Here is a 16,558-nt window from a genome sequence, read left to right as displayed (position 1 = left end):
GCGGCCTGCTTCAGGTGCCGGAGAGGCCCAGGAAGTCGAGGATCGGGGAGAAATGGCGTTCGAATCCGATAAAAGCATGATTGCCGCCCTCTTCGACCGTCTGACGGCAGGCTTCGTAATACGCCAGGGCCTGTCGGTAGTCGAGCACTTCGTCACCCGTTTGTTGCAGTAACCAGAGCAAATCGGGTGACGGTAACGGGTCAATCTGCATCACTTTCAGATCGTAAATATGGCGTGACTCTAACACATATTGCTGGCCGGTGTATGGGTTCTCGTTGTGGCCCAGGTAATCGGTTAACAGCTCAAAAGGCCGCACCGCAGGGTTTACCACTACCGCTGGTAAGGCAAAGCATTGTGAGAGCCAGGTGGCGTAATAGCCGCCCAGGGAAGATCCCACAATCCCAATATCTTCCCCTGCGCAAGACATGATCCAGTTTTCCAGCTCGATAGCCGCTTCCCCCGGAAAGGCGGGCAACTGAGGCACAAAGAGATTAAGCGCCGGGTGATGTTCCGCCAGCCATTCACGAAACTGCGTCGCTTTCGCCGATTGCGGAGAGCTGTTGAAGCCATGCAGATAGAGTAGCGTCGCCACGATCAATAACCTTCCGAATCGAGATCGGGACTGAACGCCCTTGTGATCAACCGTTCGACCTCGGTCTCTACCCTGCCATCCTCCAACAGATCCAGCCAGCGCCAGCCGGGCGCTTCAGAATCGATGGTAAAGCTGGTGCAGTGAGGTTTAAATTGCACGCAGGTGGATGGCGTCGCCAGCAGCCGTCGCCCGTTCCAGTTGAGATCAAGATCCTGATGAATGTGGCCGCAAATCAGCGTGGTCGCCAGCGGATAGTTTTGCAATACGGCTTCAAGCATATGGGAATTACGCAGGCTGTGCTGGTCAAGCCAGGTACAGCCGGAAGGCAAAGGGTGATGGTGTAACAAAACCAGCGTATGCCGGTGCGGCTCCATCGCCAGCGTGGTTTCCAGCCATTCGAGCTGATAGTCGCTCAGCATGCCGTGCGGGACGCCAAACACCTGGCTGTCCAGCAGCACAATTTGCCAGCTGTCGCCAATCAGCACATGTTTTTCGTCGGCAATCTGCGCTTCTGCAAGCGTAGTGAACATCGCAGGCTGGAAATCATGATTCCCCGGCAGCCAGACGCAAGGGGCAGGCAGCCGTGCGATACCCTCAGCGAAATGCTGATAGGCCTCGACCGTATGATCCTGAGCCAGATCGCCCGTTGCGACAATCAGGTCGTAGTGACGCGGGCTGGCAGAAATCGCCTGAAGCACCGCGTCAAAACTGGCCCAGGTATTTACACCCAGCAGCGTTTCGTCTTTACCGGCAAAGAGATGGGTATCCGTGATCTGTAAAATCCTGATCCTGGACCCATTCGCCGCAGGAAGTTTTAGCAGGCTTTCCAATCAAAATCCTTAGGGTTAACGCCAGCTCAGCCTTAACAAACCGGTACGGCCATCGCGCCATGTGCTAAACAGTAGCGCAACCAGTCAGCCAGGAACTGGTTTATCTGATGCTTTTCATCACGCTGATGAAGCTTTTTATTAGGATAATCATAGCGCGCTTTGAAGCGATAGATCTGTTGCGTTGAACACACTTCGGCCACCATGGCATCATGATAGAGCCGGACGGACATGGCAGGCAGGCTCCAGTAGCTGACGGCGGGGGCAGTTTGCTTGATCTCGACCAGCGTGGTGTAACGCGTCGACTCCTGGATGGTGACCGAATAGTTGGCCCCGTTAACCTGATAGGTCACTGACTCTTCCGCCCGATCTTCTTTGGGCAGCAGGCGACGCAGCTGAGCGAAATTGGTTTCGCAGACGCGCATCATTTCAGGAAAGTCAGGGACGTAACGCTTTATCATTCGGATTTCCACTCGCTTCGTAATTTTTTATGGTGCAGCTCAAGCCATTGCAATGCGATGACAGAGGCTGCGTTATCTATTTTCCCCTCTTCCACCCACTGGTAAGCCTGTTCGCGGCTGACCACATGGACAAGAATATCCTCATTCTCTTCCTCCAGACCGTGGTTTCCCTGCGCCACGCTGGCATCCACTTCTCCCACCAGAATATGCAACCGCTCGCTGGTGCCGCCGGGGCTGGCCAGATAGCTCAGCACCGGGTTCACGCGCGCCGGATGAATTCCAGCTTCTTCATACGCTTCACGCCGTACCACATCCTCAGGCGTTTCACCTGGCTCCACAATACCGGCGACTAATTCTAACAGCCAGGGTGTCTGACTGCTGTCAAAGGCGGGAATGCGGATTTGTTCGATCAGGACCACTTCATCCCGTACGGGGTCATAGGGTAACAGCACGGCGGCTTCTCCGCGCTCAAAGACTTCTCTTTTAACTTCACCGCTCCAGCCGCCCCTGAAGAGACGGTGACGAAAACAGTAGCGGGTGAGCGAAAAAAAACCGTTATATAGTGACTCTCGTGCAATAATTTCTACATCGTTTTGAGTGAAAGTCACTGGGTATTTTTTTCTGTTTTCCATTGGGGCCGCTCCTTTCCTGATGAGGGCAAAGACGAGAAATGCAATCCCGAATCCGCTGAGAATGTGGTTCTTAATGAATTATTTGAGTAAATTAGGGCAACATGGCACTTTCAGCCAACTTCACTGTTCCGTTTACTCTGCTAGAATCGGCGATAATTTTTTGGCTTACGTCAGTGCTACCATAGCAATTTTGCTGCACTACAAGGAATGCAAATGAACAAACTGCTCCCTTTACTTATTGGTCTGAGCCTGGGCAGCTTTAGTGTCGCCAGTCAGGCTGAAAACCTGTTGCAGGTTTACCAACAGGCCCGGCTGTCTAACCCCGATTTGCGCAGTTCTGCGGCCGATCGTGATGCGGCATTTGAGAAAATTAACGAATCCCGCAGCCCGTTGCTGCCGCAGTTAGGCCTGGGTGCTGATTATACCTATAACAACGGTTATCGCGACAGTAGCGGCCTGCATTCCAACACCACCAGCGGTTCTCTTCAACTGACTCAGACCATTTTTGATATGTCAAAATGGCGCGCGCTGACGCTTCAGGAGAAAACGGCTGGTATTCAGGACGTCTCCTATCAGAGCGCGCAGCAGACATTGATCCTTAACACCGCGACTGCCTACTTCAACGTGCTGAACGCCATTGATACGCTCTCTTATATTGAAGCGCAGAAACAGTCGATCTATCGCCAGTTAGACCAGACAACCCAACGTTTTAACGTGGGTCTGGTCGCCATTACCGACGTGCAGAACGCCCGTGCACAGTACGACAGCGTACTGGCTAACGAAGTGACTGCCCGTAATAACCTGGATAATAACGTAGAGACTCTGCGTCAGGTCACCGGTAATTATTACCCAAGTCTCGCCTCGCTGAACGTTGAACGTTTCAAAACGGAAAAACCTCAGCCGGTTAACGCCTTGCTGAAAGAGGCGGAGAGCCGCAACCTCAACGTCTTGTCTGCACGTTTATCGCAGGATTTAGCGCGTGAGCAGATCCGCTATGCGGAAACCGGCCATATGCCAACGCTGGATCTGACCGCCTCTACCGGTCTCTCAAACAGCAAATATGGCGGCAGCCGGGCAAACCAGACCTCATCTACCGCAGACAGCATTACCGGGTCTAACCAGGTTGGTCTGAGCTTCACTCTGCCGCTGTACAGCGGCGGCGCGGTCACCTCTCAGGTCAAACAGGCGCAATATTCCTACGTCTCTGCCAGCGAGCAGTTAGAGAGCGCGCACCGTTCGGCCGTACAGACCGTACGCTCCTCGTTCAATAACGTGAACGCCTCTATCAGCAGCATCGAAGCTTACCGTCAGGCCGTGATCTCTGCACAGAGCTCACTGGATGCGATGGAGGCTGGCTATCAGGTTGGTACCCGCACGATTGTTGATGTGCTGGATGCTACCTCTACCCTTTACAGTGCCAAGCAGCAGCTCTCTGATGCGCGTTACAGCTACATGATCAATGAGCTGAACATCAAGTCTGCGCTGGGTACGCTTAATGAGCAGGATCTGCTGGCGTTGAATGCGCGTTTGGGCAAGGATATTTCTACCTCGCCTGAAGCTGTAGCGCCGGAAACGCCTGAGCAAAATGCCTCGGTTAATAATGGTGATGCTGCGCCATCTGCTACCCCTGCGGCACAAAGCACCGCACCGGCCCAGACCAACCGTAATCCTTTCGCTAAGTAATCTCTGAGGGGCAGCATCGGCTGCCCCTTCACAATCAAACGTATAGCTAAGTAAAGATCCCCCTCCCAACAGCCCCCGTCGCTTCATTTTCCACCGCTATTACCCTATTCTGTCAGTTACCTTTGGGCACAGGACAGAACGTGATGAAACGGACTAAACAAATTAATCATGCCTCCTTTCGCAAAAGCTGGAGCGCACGACACTTAACCCCGGTCGCCTTAGCGGTTACTGCGGTATTTATGCTTGCCGGTTGTGAACAATCGGATGAAACCGTCACCATGTATCAAAATGCGGACGACTGCTCCAGCGCCAACCCAGGCAAGAGTGAACAGTGTACGACCGCTTTTAATAACGCCAAAAAAGAAGCGGAGAAAACCGCACCGAAATACGCCACCCGCGAGGATTGCGTGGCAGAATTCGGTGAAGGTCAGTGCCAGCAGGCACCTGCTCAGGCGGGTGTCGGAACCACTAACGCAGAATCTCAGCAAAGCGGCAGCTTCTGGATGCCATTAATGGCAGGTTACATGATGGGCCGCATGATGGGAGGCGGCATGGGTGCTCAGCAGCCGCTGTTTACCTCTCGCGCGCCAAACAGCCCGGCTAACGGTAAGTTTGTTGATGCCAGCGGCAAAAGCTTCGGCACGGCCACACCTGGTCGTACCATGACGGTTCCAAAAACCGCACTGGCACCAAAACCAGCGACGACCAGCACCGTTACCCGTGGTGGCTTTGGCGAAAGCGTGGCAAAACAGACCTCTATGCAGCGTAGCAGCGCCGCTTCCGGCTCCAGCCGCTCTTACGGGGGCTAAGGGCTATGAAGCGTATTGCCATTGCTGAGCGCCCAAACTGGCGTGAGAAAGCCACTGAGTACGGTTTTCGTTTTCATACCATGCACGGTGAGCCTTACTGGTGTGAAGACGCTTACTACCAGTTTACGCTTCAGCAGGTTGAGAAGCTGGAAGAGGTGACCAGCGAGCTGCACCAGATGTGTTTACAGGTGGTCGACAAAGTGGTGAACAGCGAAGAGCTGCTCGCCAAATTTCGCATTCCTAAACACACCTGGGATTTTGTTCGCGCCTCCTGGAAGACCACTCAGCCTTCGCTTTATTCCCGCCTCGATCTCGCCTGGGATGGCCAGACCGATGCCAAACTGCTGGAGAACAATGCGGACACGCCAACGTCGCTGTATGAAGCCGCTTTTTTCCAGTGGATCTGGCTGGAAGATCAGCTTGCCGCAGGTAACCTTGCGCCAGGCAGCGATCAGTTCAACAGTTTGCAGGAGAAGCTGATTGAGCGCTTTGCGGCGTTGCATCAGCAGCATGGCTTTGGCCTGCTGCACTTTGCCTGCTGTCGCGATACTGATGAAGATCGCGGTACGGTGCAATATCTACAGGATTGTGCGACGGAAGCGGGATTGCCGGGCGAATTTCTCTTTATTGATGAGATTGGTTTAGGCGAAAAAGGCGAGTTTACCGACGTACAGGATCAGGTTATCAGCAATCTGTTCAAGCTCTATCCGTGGGAGTTCATGCTGCGAGAGGTCTTCTCAACCAAGCTGGAAGACGCAGGCGTTCGCTGGCTGGAACCGGCCTGGAAAAGCATTATCTCGAATAAAGCGCTGCTGCCGATGTTATGGAAAATGTTCCCTGGCCACCCTAATCTTCTGCCCGCTTATTTTGCTGAAGATGAAGTCCCGCACATGGAGAGCTATGTGGTGAAGCCTCTGTTTTCACGGGAAGGCGCCAATATCCGCATTATGGATAAGGGGCAGGAAATTGCCCGTGCAGATGGGCCTTATGGTGAGGAAGGGATGATTGTGCAGCAGTTCCATCCGCTGCCTAAATTTGGCGACAGCTACACGCTGATTGGCAGCTGGCTGATTGACGATCAGCCTGCTGGTATTGGTCTGCGCGAAGATCGCGCGTTGATCACCCAGGATCTCTCCCGCTTCTATCCCCATGCGTTTATTGAATAAGAACGGGCCTGGACGACTGAAAGAAGCAGAGCCTGTCTGACCCCGAAGAACAGGATCCTCTGCCCTGTCTGAGTCCGGCACACAACCGGACTCAGCCCGCGAAAACGGAACGCTATTTTCACCCGTTCCGCCTCAAAGCCCGACCCGGATATTCCCCAGCCCTGCCGTGGTTATCTTATCTGTCTGGCCCTACACTATCCAACCTGCACAGAGAGCATACTCAGTGAGGACATCACCACTCCGTCGATGGGAACAGAAACGGATTCACCAGGCAGCCGCGCACCCAGCACATAGAGCAGCGGTAGGTAGTGCTCTGGTGTGGGGTTAGATAGCGCGGCACCCTCATGGCGCATAAAATTCACCAGCGGATGCTGCTCAGCCTCTCCTTCCCAGTTCAGGTTTTCGCGCACATAGTCATTAAAGGAGCTTGCCCAGGCATAAGGTTCCGCCTCGCCCTGCCAGCGTACCATCCGCAGGTTATGTACCACATTGCCGCTCGCCACAATCATAATGCCCTGCTCACGCAAAGCGGCCAGCTTACGGCCCAGTTCAAAATGGTAAGCAGGCGGTTTGGTGCCGTCGATGCTGAGCTGTACGACTGGGATATCTGCCTCAGGGTACATCTTGATCAGCACGCCCCAGGCGCCGTGATCGAAACCCCACTCCCGATCCAGATGCACCTCACAGGGAGCCAGAGCTTCTGCTACCGCGTTGGCTAAATCTGGCGAGCCGGGGGCTGGATAGTGCGTATCAAACAGCGCCTGGGGAAAATTGCCAAAATCGTGGATCGTGCGGGGCTTTTCCATGGCGGTGACCGCAGTGCCACGGGTATACCAGTGAGCGGATACCGCTATAATCGCTTTTGGGCGCGGTAAAGTTTTCCCCAGCTCACGCCAGGCTTCGGTATAGACATTCTCTTCCAGCACATTCATGGGGCTGCCATGACCCAGAAAAAGTGCGGGCATACGTGACTGACTCATAATAATCCCCTGAAGGTGTCGGCTTAATGAGCGCTACACTACGCGCTTTTATCGGGCGATGAACCCGGATAAGCGTGACGAAGATCATCAGGAAATTTGAATGACCTTCCCAGACAATTCCTGACATTCCTGCTGATTGTTTTTTGCTAAGGTATAGCAAAGGCTATACTTTATTTATTCTTTCAGGAGGTCACCATGTCCGTGCCTTTGTTACTGACTTTACTCGCCGGTGGCGCAACCTTTATCGGCGCCTTTCTGGGTGTGGTCGGGCAAAAACCATCTAACCGGGTACTGGCCTTTGCACTGGGTTTTGCGGCTGGGATCATGTTGCTGATCTCGCTGATGGAGATGTTACCTGCGGCACTGCACGCCAAAGGGATGTCGCCGGTGCTGGGCTACGGCATGTTTGTGATGGGTCTGCTTGGCTATTTTGCGCTGGACCGACTGCTGCCTCATCAGCATCCACAGGATCTGTTGAAAGGAAATCAGCCGCCAGCCAACCTGCGCCGTACTGCTATTCTGCTGACGCTTGGGATCAGCCTGCATAATTTTCCGGAAGGTGTCGCCACCTTTGTGACCGCCAGCAGTGACCTTGAAATGGGGCTGGGCATCGCCTTAGCGGTGGCTATCCACAATATTCCTGAAGGAGTTGCCGTGGCCGGACCGATGTATGCCGCTACGGGTTCAAAGAGCAAAGCGATCTTCTGGGCTGGGGTTTCCGGCATGGCTGAGATCGTCGGAGGGCTGCTGGCATTCTGGCTGCTTGGGCCGTTGGTTTCACCGGTGATCATGGGCGCTATCATGGCTGCCGTTGCCGGGATCATGGTGGCGCTCTCTGTAGATGAACTTATGCCGCTGGCTAAAGAGATCGATCCGCACAGTAACCCCAGCTATGGCGTCCTGTGTGGAATGTCGGTAATGGGGCTAAGCCTGACGCTGCTGCAAAGCAGTGGCCTGAGCTGAGACGAAAAAAAACCGGGCAAACAGCGCCCGGTTTTTTTATGCTCTGTGGCTTAACCTGCCCGACGCGCCTCGTCATTTTGACGGTAAGCGACCAGGTCTTCGATAGTTACCACCGGCATATCATGCTGTTTAGCAAACACGATAGCTTCCGGCGCGTGTGCCATCGAACCATCATCATTAGTCAGCTCACACAGCACGCCAGCAGGCTTGAAACCGGCCAGCGTAACCAGATCGATCGTGGCTTCGGTATGGCCACCACGGGTCAGAACGCCGCCTTCGCGGGCGCGAAGCGGGAACACATGACCGGGACGGTTCAGATCGGAAGGTTTAGCATTGTCAGCGATTGCCGCGCGGATAGTGGTAAGACGATCCCGGGCAGAAACGCCTGTAGTCACACCTTCAGCCGCTTCAATGGTAACGGTGAAGCCGGTACCATAAGAGCTGGTATTGTTTTCAACCATCATCGGCAGCTCAAGCTGACGACGACGTTCTTCAGTCAGGCAAAGGCAAACGATGCCGCTGCCGTGGCGAATGGTCAGTGCCATCTGCTCAACGGTCATGGTCTCTGCGGCGAAGATCATATCGCCTTCGTTTTCGCGATCTTCATCGTCCAGCACCATCACACCGCGCCCTTCGCGTAATGCTGCGATAGCCCGTTCCACACGCTGCTGCGGCGTGCCAAATTCAGAAAGTAGCGTCTGATTCATGGTAATAAAACCTTATAAAATGTATGGGTTACCAGAATCAGGGCGTGCTTAGGAGTGTCATGCAGTGACAAAAAATAACGGCGAGGCGGGCGCAGGCCCGGCCAGATACGTTACTCTCTCCCATCCGGACTCTAACCGTCGGCCCCGGAGTCACACCGGGTCTGCTGACCTTCAGACCGGCAGGTCTGAAGCGCTCGCGGGCTTTCAGCAAAGCTGATTTACCGCCGGTGGGGAATTTCGCCCCGCCCTGAGAATAAGCCTGATTACTATAACGCCGATAAAAAATCTGGGCAACGAACAAAATGTGCGATTCGTTTGGCCTGTTTCCGCTTTAGGGATTTCTGGTTTATCCTTTTGGATTATCGCATTACACTTAGAGAAACTTTGCCGCTATCAGGATGCCGCTATGATTGACCCGAAAAAAATTGAACAACTCGCCCGCCAGGTGCACGAGTCTATGCCTAAAGGCATCCGTGAGTTCGGCGGCGACGTTGAGAAAAAAATTCGTCAGACGCTACAGTCACAGCTGACTCGTCTGGATTTAGTGAATCGTGAAGAGTTTGATGTGCAGACGCAGGTGTTATTGCGCACCCGTGAAAAACTTGCCGCGCTGGAACAGCGTATTGCGGAACTGGAAAGCCGGGGCGCTGTGGCAACAGACTCATCCGCTGCTGCTCCTCTCTCTTCAGCTGCGCCGGTTTCTACCTCTTCAGTGGCGCCGGCTTCAACGCACGCTTCTGCGGCTCCGGCTTCTCCCGCAGCCGCAACGGATTCAGCCGCACCAGCTTCACCGCTTACTCCAACAGACGCAATCGATACGCAAGATAAGCAGTAGCAGGCTGGAAGGATGCAAAAAAGGGCGATCTGAGATCGCCCTTTTTTTATCTGTCACTGAAGCAGGAGGGTTACTTCTTCGACTTAATCGCTTTAATAATATTGCTGGTTGAAATGCCATCTTCGAAGTTCAGTACCCGAACCTCGCCGCCGTTAGCCCACACCTCTTTACTACCAGCAATTTCTTCCGGCTTATAGTCTCCGCCTTTGACCAGCAGATCCGGCAGGATATCAGCAATCACCCGTTGTGGCGTGTCCTCTTCAAAAGGCACCACCCAGTCAACCGCTTCCAGCGCACCCAGCACAATCATTCTGTTTACTAACGGATTAATCGGACGGCTTTCTCCCTTAAGGCGTTTGGTGGAAGCATCGCTGTTTACCGCCACAATCAGCCTGTCGCCCAGCTTGCGGGCGTTTGCCAGATAGGAGACGTGTCCGGCATGGAGAATGTCGAAACAGCCATTGGTCATCACTACTTTTTCGCCGCGACGACGCGCAAGGGCTACGGCCTCTTTCAGCTGCGCCTCATCCATTACGCCAAAGCCGGACTCCGGGCGGGCGCGAATGGCGTTTTCCAGTTCAACTGGAGAAACTGTTGATGTCCCGAGTTTACCCACCACGACACCCGCAGCCGCATTAGCGAGGAAACAGCTCTCTTCCAGCGTATTCCCCGCCGCCAGAGCAGCCGCCAGCACGCCAATTACCGTGTCGCCCGCACCGGTCACATCGTAAACTTCCTGCGCCTGAGTGGGCAGATGGAACGGCTTTTTGCCCGGTTGCAGCAGCGTCATGCCATTCTCAGAACGGGTAACCAGCAGCGCCGAGAGATCGTATTGCGCCATCAGCGCCATACCACGCTCCACAATTTCCGCTTCGTCTTTGCACTTGCCCACCACCGCTTCAAACTCAGAGAGATTGGGTGTCAGGATGGTGGCGCCGCGATAGCGTTCAAAATCGGTGCCCTTCGGGTCGACCAGCACCGGAACCTTCGCTTCACGGGCAATCTGGATAATGCGCTCAACGGTTGCCAGCGCGCCTTTGGCATAATCTGAGAGCACCAGCGCGCCAGAGGTTGGCAGCGCCTGACGGATGCGCTCATGCAGAGGCTCCGGATCCACGCCCTCGAATCCCTCTTCAAAATCCAGGCGGATCAGCTGCTGATTACGCGACAGGATACGCAGCTTGGTAATGGTGGGATGCGTCGCCACCGCCACAAAGTCGCACTGAACCTTGACGCCGCTCAGGGTCGCATCCAGCGCACGCGCTGCATCATCCATCCCTGTTAACCCCACCAGGCGGGAACCCGCGCCCAGTGAAGCGATATTCATGGCTACGTTAGCCGCGCCGCCCGGACGCTCCTCAACGTTATCCACTTTCACAACGGGCACCGGGGCTTCAGGGGAGATGCGGCTGGTTGGGCCGTACCAGTAGCGATCCAGCATCACGTCGCCAACAACCAGAACACCTGCACGGTTAAAATCGGGCAGCGTAATTTTCATTCCAGACACTCCAGGCTGAAGTCAAAAATAGTGCGCGCGATGATAGCATAAGCTGGCTATCCCGCACATTTACCTGCATCTTTACGCTGCAAGCAGAGAATAAGCGCTTACCCTGCCAGCTGGCTGAGGCGCGCACTGCGTCACGGGTACTCACTTGTAAACGCTCACTCACCAAACCAGCGTTGCCAGCTGCTGTTTACCACCGCTTTCTCTTCACTGAAAGCTTCCAGGGGAACGTGACCCGGCAGCGCCTGCAAAGCCAGATGGTGCAGCGCATCACGCAGCGTGGTGTAGGCATTGGTTAAGGCCTGGGCTTCCTGCTGACTGATTCGGCCATCGCTGGCCAGCAGCGCCAGAATACGAACGTTATCGGACCAGCGCGTGAGTTTTGCTTCGCTGGCAGCAAAGCGTAAGACCAGATATTGCGTAATGAATTCAATATCCGTAATTCCTCCCTGGTCAGCTTTGATATCCCAGCGCCCTTTATGCTTATTGCCTGTATGCGTGCGCATTTTTTCACGCATTTCCCGCACCTCTGTTTTCAGCTTCTCTGCTTCCCGCGGCAGGCAGAGAATGCCGCGTCGGATCTCGTCAAAGCGCTGGCTCAGCGCCGTTTCACCAAAGACGATCCGCGCCCGCACCAGCGCCTGATGCTCCCAGGTCCAGGCTTCATTTCTCTGATAATCATCGAAGGCGTCAAAAGTGCTGACCAGCATCCCGGCGGCACCGGAAGGGCGTAACCTGGCGTCGACCTCGTATAAAATGCCTGAGGAGGTTCGCGTACTGAACAGATGCATAATGCGCTGTGCCAGACGGAGATAGAACTGCCGCCCGTCAATGCTGCGCTCGCCGTCGGTGACCGCCTCCGCCGGGCAGTCATGCAGAAAGACCAGATCCAGATCGGAGCTGTAGCCCAGCTCCCAGCCGCCAAGCTTACCGTAACCCACCACGGCAAAACCGCGCTCCTGCTGGTGAGCCAGATGAGAAGGCCGTCCATAGCGTTGCACCATCATCTGCCAGGCCTGCTGTACCACCTGCTCAATCATCGCTTCTGCCAGCCAGGTCAGGTGATCGCTCACTTTCATCACCGGCAACGTTTCAGCTATATCCGCAGCGGCAATGCGCAGATGCTGCGCCTGTTTGAACTGGCGTAGCGCTTCAAGCTGCTGCTCCTCATCCTCTTCCGGGATACGCAGCAGATATTGCCGCAGCTCATCACGATAGGCATCGGTTGCCGTGGGTTGATAAAGCGTGGCCGGGTCCAGCAGCTCATCAAGCAGCAAGGGATACCGTGCCAGCTGGCTGGCTATCATCGGCGACGCGGCGCACAGGCGGATCAGGTGCTTCAGCGCGCCGTGGTATTCAGTGAGCAGTTCGAGATAGGTGGTGCGGGTAACGACGCCCAGCAGCAGCGGCGTCAGCCTGCTGAGCGTCACTGCCGCATCCTCTCGCAGACAGACTTCACTCAGCAGGCGGGGCATCAGCTGATCCAGCGCCTGCCTGCCCCGTGGACCGATGGTGCGCTTGTCCACATCCTGACGAAAGTCCTGAATAACCTGAAGCAGCCGCTGCCGGGCGCTGGTTTCAAGGTGAGGCACCAGCGGGATGAGATCGGCCTCTTCCAGCCGATCCTGCCAGAGCACGCCATACTCATCCGCCTCAACGCTGCCGCCCGTCTCTGGCGTATCATCCCCAATGAGATCGTCAAAAATAGCGCGAACTGCTGCCATGTGATTTTCCAGCTTCGCTGTCAGCGTTTTCCAGCTCTCCTCCCCCATGGCCCATGCAAGCCGGGCACGGTTCAGATCGTCAGCTGGCAGCGTCTGCGTCTGTTCATCGCTGATGCTTTGCAGCAAATTTTCCATACGCCGCAGGAAGAGGTAAGTCTCTTCCAGCTGAACCACCTGTACTTTCGGCAGCAGGTTAAGGTCGCCAATCGCCTGAAGCGTGGGGAGCAGTGAACGCAGTTGCAGCGAGCGTTCACGACCACCACGAATAAGCTGAAAGACCTGGACGATAAATTCTGTTTCGCGGATGCCGCCCGCGCCCAGCTTGATATTATCTGTCAGGCCACGCCGCCGTACTTCACGGGCAATCATGCTCTTCATGTTGCGCAGGGACTGAATAACGCTGAAATCGATGTAGCGGCGATAGATAAAAGGCCGCAGCATCTGCTCCAGCTCCTGGCTCCAGCGATCCTCCGTGCCGCCCATCAGTCGTGCTTTGACCATGGCATAACGTTCCCAGTCACGTCCCTGCTCCTGGTAGTAATCTTCCAGCGCCGCAAAGCTCAGCACCAGCGGCCCACTCTCGCCAAATGGCCGCAGACGCATATCCACGCGATAAACAAAACCCTCTGCGGTGGGTTGATCCAGCACTTTAATTAAGCGTTGCCCAAGGCGGGTGAAAAACTGGGCATTATCCAGCTCACGCCGGCCACCGGCAGTGGTGCCGTTTTCCGGCCAGGTAAAGATCAGATCGATATCCGAGGAGAAGTTCAGCTCTCTGCCACCCAGCTTGCCCATCCCCAGGATCAGCAGAGGCTGCGGCTCCCCGGCGGCATTCATCGGCGTACCCCATTCCCGACAGCAGGCCAGCCACAGCCAGTCACGCGCGGCGACAATCAGCGTTTCCGCCAGTTCGCTAAGCTGTTTCAGGGACTCTTCTGTGCTGCTGAGAGCAAGCGTTTGCATCCAGGCTATGCGGGTAAGCATATGGCGGCGGAACAGCCGCAGCGTCCGCATCAACCCATTCTCATCCGTCACCTCTGCCAGCTTTTCCGTCAGCCATGCGGGATAGTGTTGCCACTCCGCAGGTTGTGGCGGCTGCTGCTGCAACTGCTGCCACCACTCTGGCTGCCGCGTCAGGTTTTCCAGCATAAAATCACTGAAAACCAGGGCGCCCTGTTCTGCCTGACTCAGCGCGCTCATTTCCGGACTGAGTTGTTGAGTCAGTTGGGCCAGTGAAGAGGGCAAAGCGGGTAAAGGTGGTGGCAACATAAAAACTCCCTGTTAACGCGTTGATTAAGGCTTTATCTGCGGTTATTCGGCATGACCCCTACGCACGATCAAGCAGTCGTGCCGTTTTTCCAGAAAGCCGCCTGTTTCAGCGCCTGTCGGCTGTGGCTCTCCAGCCAGACTTCCTGACCCGATGCAATCGCCTGCGCCAGCTGCTCCCAGCTTTGCATCCAGGCTTCCACGGCCGCAGCGTCGTATGCGCCTGCCAGCAAGCGTGCCGCCAGCAGTTGGCGATGCAGGCGCGTCAGTTTGTCCTGATACTCATTCATCTGCCGTACTGAGGCAAAGGTCTCTTTTAAATCGGCGGCAATCCTGCCCAGCATAATGTCAGAGAAGCGCTTGAACGAACCCTGCAATTTGGCATCCGCTTTCGCATCGATAAACCCACGCCAGCGCTCGGTCACTATCCAGTTAGTAAGTGCCAACTGGGTACGTAGGGAGAGCGGACTGAAGCAGAGCGATTCCGCCTGCACCTGCTCTTCAAGCAGCGCCTCCTCCAGGCCCGTCAGAGAGTGACGTAGCTCGTTGCTCGCTTTGCGGGGAACCAGCGAACCAAACAGCGAAAATGTCTGACGAAGCGTTTCAAGCGCCTGGTGAACTTCATGCTGTGCAGCGCTGTTGCCACGCAGCCACAGCTCTTCATGATACTGCCACTGACTCAGCGCCAGAGTAAAGGCAGCCAGCATCCCCTCTTCAACCGTGGCTTTGGGTTTGACTTTCATCACCGTGAGCGGCCGCAGTTCGCGGGCAGGATTGCCTCTGGCCAGCGCATACCCTCTGGCGGCCTTACTCAGGCTACCCAACCGTAATCCGCCCAGATCCGTAAGCTCCGAGGCGAAGGCCAGCAGGTCATCTCTCTCTCCGCTTACAAGCTCCAGCTCAATCTCACACAGCGGCTCGCTTAAGGCACCAGCGCAAACTTCACCCTGATCGAGAGCAACCTCTATCTCGCTTCCCTTGTAAGTAACCACCCACTTTTCACGAACAAAGTTAGTGCTGAACAGCGGGTTAAGCTGCTGCTGAAGCGCCGTGAGATCGCACCCTTCAGGCCAGATTTCGGCAGGAAGGCGTTCAAGCGCCAGTTCTGGCTTTTCAATCTCTACATTATATTCTGGCCGCTGGTGCAGTCCGCCCAGGGTTTGCCCCGCCGCTTTCAGCGTCATTTCGTAGCGGTCATCAAACCCTCGGATGCGCAGCCCCATATCCCAACGGCGGAGCTGACTCTCTGCCGTTTCAAAATAGATGTTGGTCAGCTTCAGCGGCGCCGTATGCTGATGGGGCAAGCCCGCCAGACGGGCGGACAGATTTTTGGCGGCTTCTGGTGTGGCAATGAACTTTACTTCGATTTCGATGGTCATATTTTCTTGATCAGATGATTAGCGGTACGGTAAATGGAGTGTTGACCTGATTTCCCTGCCTGTTTCATTGCGCCTGAGCAGCAGGAAACGGCGAGCCAAATCGGTCAGATATGACGTGAAGAGTAATGCAGAATCGCCGTGGCTGTCTCGGCTTTATTATGCTTTCGCGCCACGCCTCGCACGGGCCAGAGACCAGGAAAGTTCTCATTCAGCTTTATGCGAGCCAGCTCCAGACTGTGCCATTACTTTTGTCCAGGATTCACGTAAACAAGACATCGAATGAAAAAAATACATTTTATTGGCCTCACTTTACTGACTTTTAGCGTTGCAGCATCCGTACATGCCGAAGAGAAGCGCTATATCTCCGACGAGCTTTCTACCTGGGTGCGTAGTGGCCCCAGCGACAGTTTCCGCCTGGTTGGCACCCTGAATGCTGGCGAGCAGGTTGACCTGCTGCAAACCAACGACAGCACGCATTATGCGCAGATCCGCGATGCCAATGGCCGCACAACCTGGATCCCTGAAGCGCAGCTCAGCCAGCAGCCAAGCCTGCGGACTCGCGTGCCGCAACTGGAGCAGCAGGTAAAAGATCTCACTGACAAGCTGGCCAACATTGATGGCAGCTGGAACCAACGTACTGCCGAGATGCAGAAGAAAGTAGCGGGCAGCGATGGGGCGATTAACAGCCTGAAAGAGGAAAACCAAAAGCTGAAAAATCAGCTGGTGGTCGCGCAGAAAAAAGTGAGTGCCGCCAACGTTCAGCTGGATGACAAACAGCGCACCATCATTATGCAATGGTTTATGTATGGCGGCGGCGTGGCCGGCGTGGGCCTGCTGTTAGGCCTGTTACTGCCGCACATGATCCCAAGCCGTAAAAAGAAAGATCGCTGGATGAACTGATCCGTACGGGCAATATTTCAGGGCATCCGTTGATGCCCTTTTTGGCATGCCTTCAGGAAAGTGATGGCCGCACAACGTTGGGATGGTTCTACACTTCAAGTATGATGCATGAAACAAACAGATCAGGAGC

Annotated in this window: 15 protein-coding genes and 1 riboswitch; of the genes, 6 read left to right on the top strand and 9 right to left on the bottom strand. The window is 55.2% G+C overall.

All coding sequences use genetic code 11. From position 1 onward, the window contains the following. Positions 1-10 precede the first annotated feature (10 nt). The 4 genes from yqiA to nudF are packed head-to-tail and all read right to left on the bottom strand — an operon-like array spanning position 11 to position 2,512. Positions 11-592 (bottom strand): esterase YqiA, encoded by a 582-nt coding sequence (yqiA, locus tag AAH450_RS17275; RefSeq protein ID WP_342911319.1) that lies wholly within the window; start codon positions 590-592, stop codon positions 11-13. Positions 593-594: 2 nt separating this feature from the next. Continuing rightward, positions 595-1,422: a 3',5'-cyclic-AMP phosphodiesterase gene (gene cpdA / locus AAH450_RS17270; RefSeq protein WP_342911318.1), complete on the bottom strand. Its 828-nt coding sequence runs from the start codon at positions 1,420-1,422 to the stop codon at positions 595-597. Between the two features lie 32 nt (positions 1,423-1,454). Further along, entirely contained in the window at positions 1,455-1,880 is a 426-nt protein-coding gene (locus tag AAH450_RS17265; protein WP_306210441.1) for a DUF1249 family protein, read from the bottom strand. Then, positions 1,877-2,512, bottom strand: a complete 636-nt coding sequence (nudF, locus tag AAH450_RS17260; protein ID WP_342911317.1) for an ADP-ribose diphosphatase — start codon at positions 2,510-2,512, stop codon at positions 1,877-1,879. Before nudF ends, AAH450_RS17265 begins: the two co-directional genes overlap by 4 nt. Before the next feature lie 213 nt (positions 2,513-2,725). Here nudF and tolC point away from each other — a divergent pair, with 213 nt between their 5' ends. The 3 genes from tolC (at position 2,726) to AAH450_RS17245 (ending at position 6,170) form a co-directional block, all read left to right on the top strand. Continuing rightward, positions 2,726-4,195, top strand: a complete 1,470-nt coding sequence (gene tolC / locus AAH450_RS17255; RefSeq protein ID WP_342911316.1) for an outer membrane channel protein TolC — start codon at positions 2,726-2,728, stop codon at positions 4,193-4,195. Positions 4,196-4,338: 143 nt separating this feature from the next. Next, entirely contained in the window at positions 4,339-5,004 is a 666-nt protein-coding gene (locus AAH450_RS17250; protein WP_318789457.1) for a DUF1190 family protein, read from the top strand. 5 nt (positions 5,005-5,009) lie between these two features. Further along, the gene (locus AAH450_RS17245) at positions 5,010-6,170 is read left to right on the top strand and encodes a glutathionylspermidine synthase family protein (protein WP_318789456.1); all 1,161 of its coding nucleotides are present in this window, start codon (positions 5,010-5,012) and stop codon (positions 6,168-6,170) included. Between the two features lie 194 nt (positions 6,171-6,364). Here AAH450_RS17245 and ygiD read toward each other — a convergent pair whose 3' ends face one another. Next, complete coding sequence (ygiD, locus tag AAH450_RS17240; protein ID WP_342911315.1) at positions 6,365-7,150, bottom strand: 4,5-DOPA-extradiol-dioxygenase; 786 nt, start codon at positions 7,148-7,150, stop codon at positions 6,365-6,367. A 195-nt stretch (positions 7,151-7,345) separates the two neighbouring features. On the opposite strand from ygiD, the gene zupT reads away from it, so the two are divergent. Continuing rightward, positions 7,346-8,113 (top strand): zinc transporter ZupT, encoded by a 768-nt coding sequence (gene zupT, locus AAH450_RS17235; RefSeq protein WP_342911314.1) that lies wholly within the window; start codon positions 7,346-7,348, stop codon positions 8,111-8,113. 50 nt (positions 8,114-8,163) lie between these two features. Here the strand turns inward: zupT and ribB are convergent, their stop codons facing one another. Further along, complete coding sequence (gene ribB / locus AAH450_RS17230) at positions 8,164-8,820, bottom strand: 3,4-dihydroxy-2-butanone-4-phosphate synthase (protein ID WP_342911313.1); 657 nt, start codon at positions 8,818-8,820, stop codon at positions 8,164-8,166. A gap of 108 nt (positions 8,821-8,928) precedes the next feature. Beyond that, positions 8,929-9,079, bottom strand: a riboswitch (FMN riboswitch). A gap of 147 nt (positions 9,080-9,226) precedes the next feature. Between ribB and ubiK the strand changes: the two genes are divergently transcribed. After that, positions 9,227-9,655, top strand: coding sequence for a ubiquinone biosynthesis accessory factor UbiK (ubiK, locus tag AAH450_RS17225; protein ID WP_342911312.1), 429 nt, complete (start codon positions 9,227-9,229; stop codon positions 9,653-9,655). A gap of 70 nt (positions 9,656-9,725) precedes the next feature. Here ubiK and hldE read toward each other — a convergent pair whose 3' ends face one another. From hldE to AAH450_RS17210, 3 genes are all read right to left on the bottom strand, one after another. After that, the gene (gene hldE, locus AAH450_RS17220) at positions 9,726-11,153 is read right to left on the bottom strand and encodes a bifunctional D-glycero-beta-D-manno-heptose-7-phosphate kinase/D-glycero-beta-D-manno-heptose 1-phosphate adenylyltransferase HldE (RefSeq protein WP_342911311.1); all 1,428 of its coding nucleotides are present in this window, start codon (positions 11,151-11,153) and stop codon (positions 9,726-9,728) included. Positions 11,154-11,317: 164 nt separating this feature from the next. Next, on the bottom strand, positions 11,318-14,152 hold the full coding sequence (gene glnE, locus AAH450_RS17215) for a bifunctional [glutamate--ammonia ligase]-adenylyl-L-tyrosine phosphorylase/[glutamate--ammonia-ligase] adenylyltransferase (RefSeq protein WP_342911310.1): 2,835 nt from the start codon (positions 14,150-14,152) through the stop codon (positions 11,318-11,320). A 68-nt stretch (positions 14,153-14,220) separates the two neighbouring features. Next, complete coding sequence (locus AAH450_RS17210; RefSeq protein ID WP_342911309.1) at positions 14,221-15,528, bottom strand: CYTH domain-containing protein; 1,308 nt, start codon at positions 15,526-15,528, stop codon at positions 14,221-14,223. A 279-nt stretch (positions 15,529-15,807) separates the two neighbouring features. On the opposite strand from AAH450_RS17210, the gene AAH450_RS17205 reads away from it, so the two are divergent. Continuing rightward, entirely contained in the window at positions 15,808-16,428 is a 621-nt protein-coding gene (locus AAH450_RS17205; RefSeq protein WP_318789447.1) for a TIGR04211 family SH3 domain-containing protein, read from the top strand. Positions 16,429-16,558: the final 130 nt, after the last annotated feature.

The sequence above is a fragment of the Erwinia magellanica genome (genome assembly GCF_039023495.1).
Classification (GTDB): domain Bacteria; phylum Pseudomonadota; class Gammaproteobacteria; order Enterobacterales; family Enterobacteriaceae; genus Erwinia.
Note: the sequence above shows the minus strand (reverse complement) of the source record. Positions and strands in the feature narration are given on the sequence as shown.

Coding starts and splice junctions, on each gene's coding strand:
- AAH450_RS17265 (WP_306210441.1), bottom strand. CDS start 1,880: ATGATAAAGCGTTACGTCCCTGACTTTCCTGAAATGATGCGCGTCTGC.
- nudF (WP_342911317.1), bottom strand. CDS start 2,512: ATGGAAAACAGAAAAAAATACCCAGTGACTTTCACTCAAAACGATGTA.
- tolC (WP_342911316.1), top strand. CDS start 2,726: ATGAACAAACTGCTCCCTTTACTTATTGGTCTGAGCCTGGGCAGCTTT.
- AAH450_RS17250 (WP_318789457.1), top strand. CDS start 4,339: ATGAAACGGACTAAACAAATTAATCATGCCTCCTTTCGCAAAAGCTGG.
- AAH450_RS17245 (WP_318789456.1), top strand. CDS start 5,010: ATGAAGCGTATTGCCATTGCTGAGCGCCCAAACTGGCGTGAGAAAGCC.
- ygiD (WP_342911315.1), bottom strand. CDS start 7,150: ATGAGTCAGTCACGTATGCCCGCACTTTTTCTGGGTCATGGCAGCCCC.
- zupT (WP_342911314.1), top strand. CDS start 7,346: ATGTCCGTGCCTTTGTTACTGACTTTACTCGCCGGTGGCGCAACCTTT.
- ribB (WP_342911313.1), bottom strand. CDS start 8,820: ATGAATCAGACGCTACTTTCTGAATTTGGCACGCCGCAGCAGCGTGTG.
- ubiK (WP_342911312.1), top strand. CDS start 9,227: ATGATTGACCCGAAAAAAATTGAACAACTCGCCCGCCAGGTGCACGAG.
- hldE (WP_342911311.1), bottom strand. CDS start 11,153: ATGAAAATTACGCTGCCCGATTTTAACCGTGCAGGTGTTCTGGTTGTT.
- glnE (WP_342911310.1), bottom strand. CDS start 14,152: ATGTTGCCACCACCTTTACCCGCTTTGCCCTCTTCACTGGCCCAACTG.
- AAH450_RS17210 (WP_342911309.1), bottom strand. CDS start 15,528: ATGACCATCGAAATCGAAGTAAAGTTCATTGCCACACCAGAAGCCGCC.
- AAH450_RS17205 (WP_318789447.1), top strand. CDS start 15,808: ATGAAAAAAATACATTTTATTGGCCTCACTTTACTGACTTTTAGCGTT.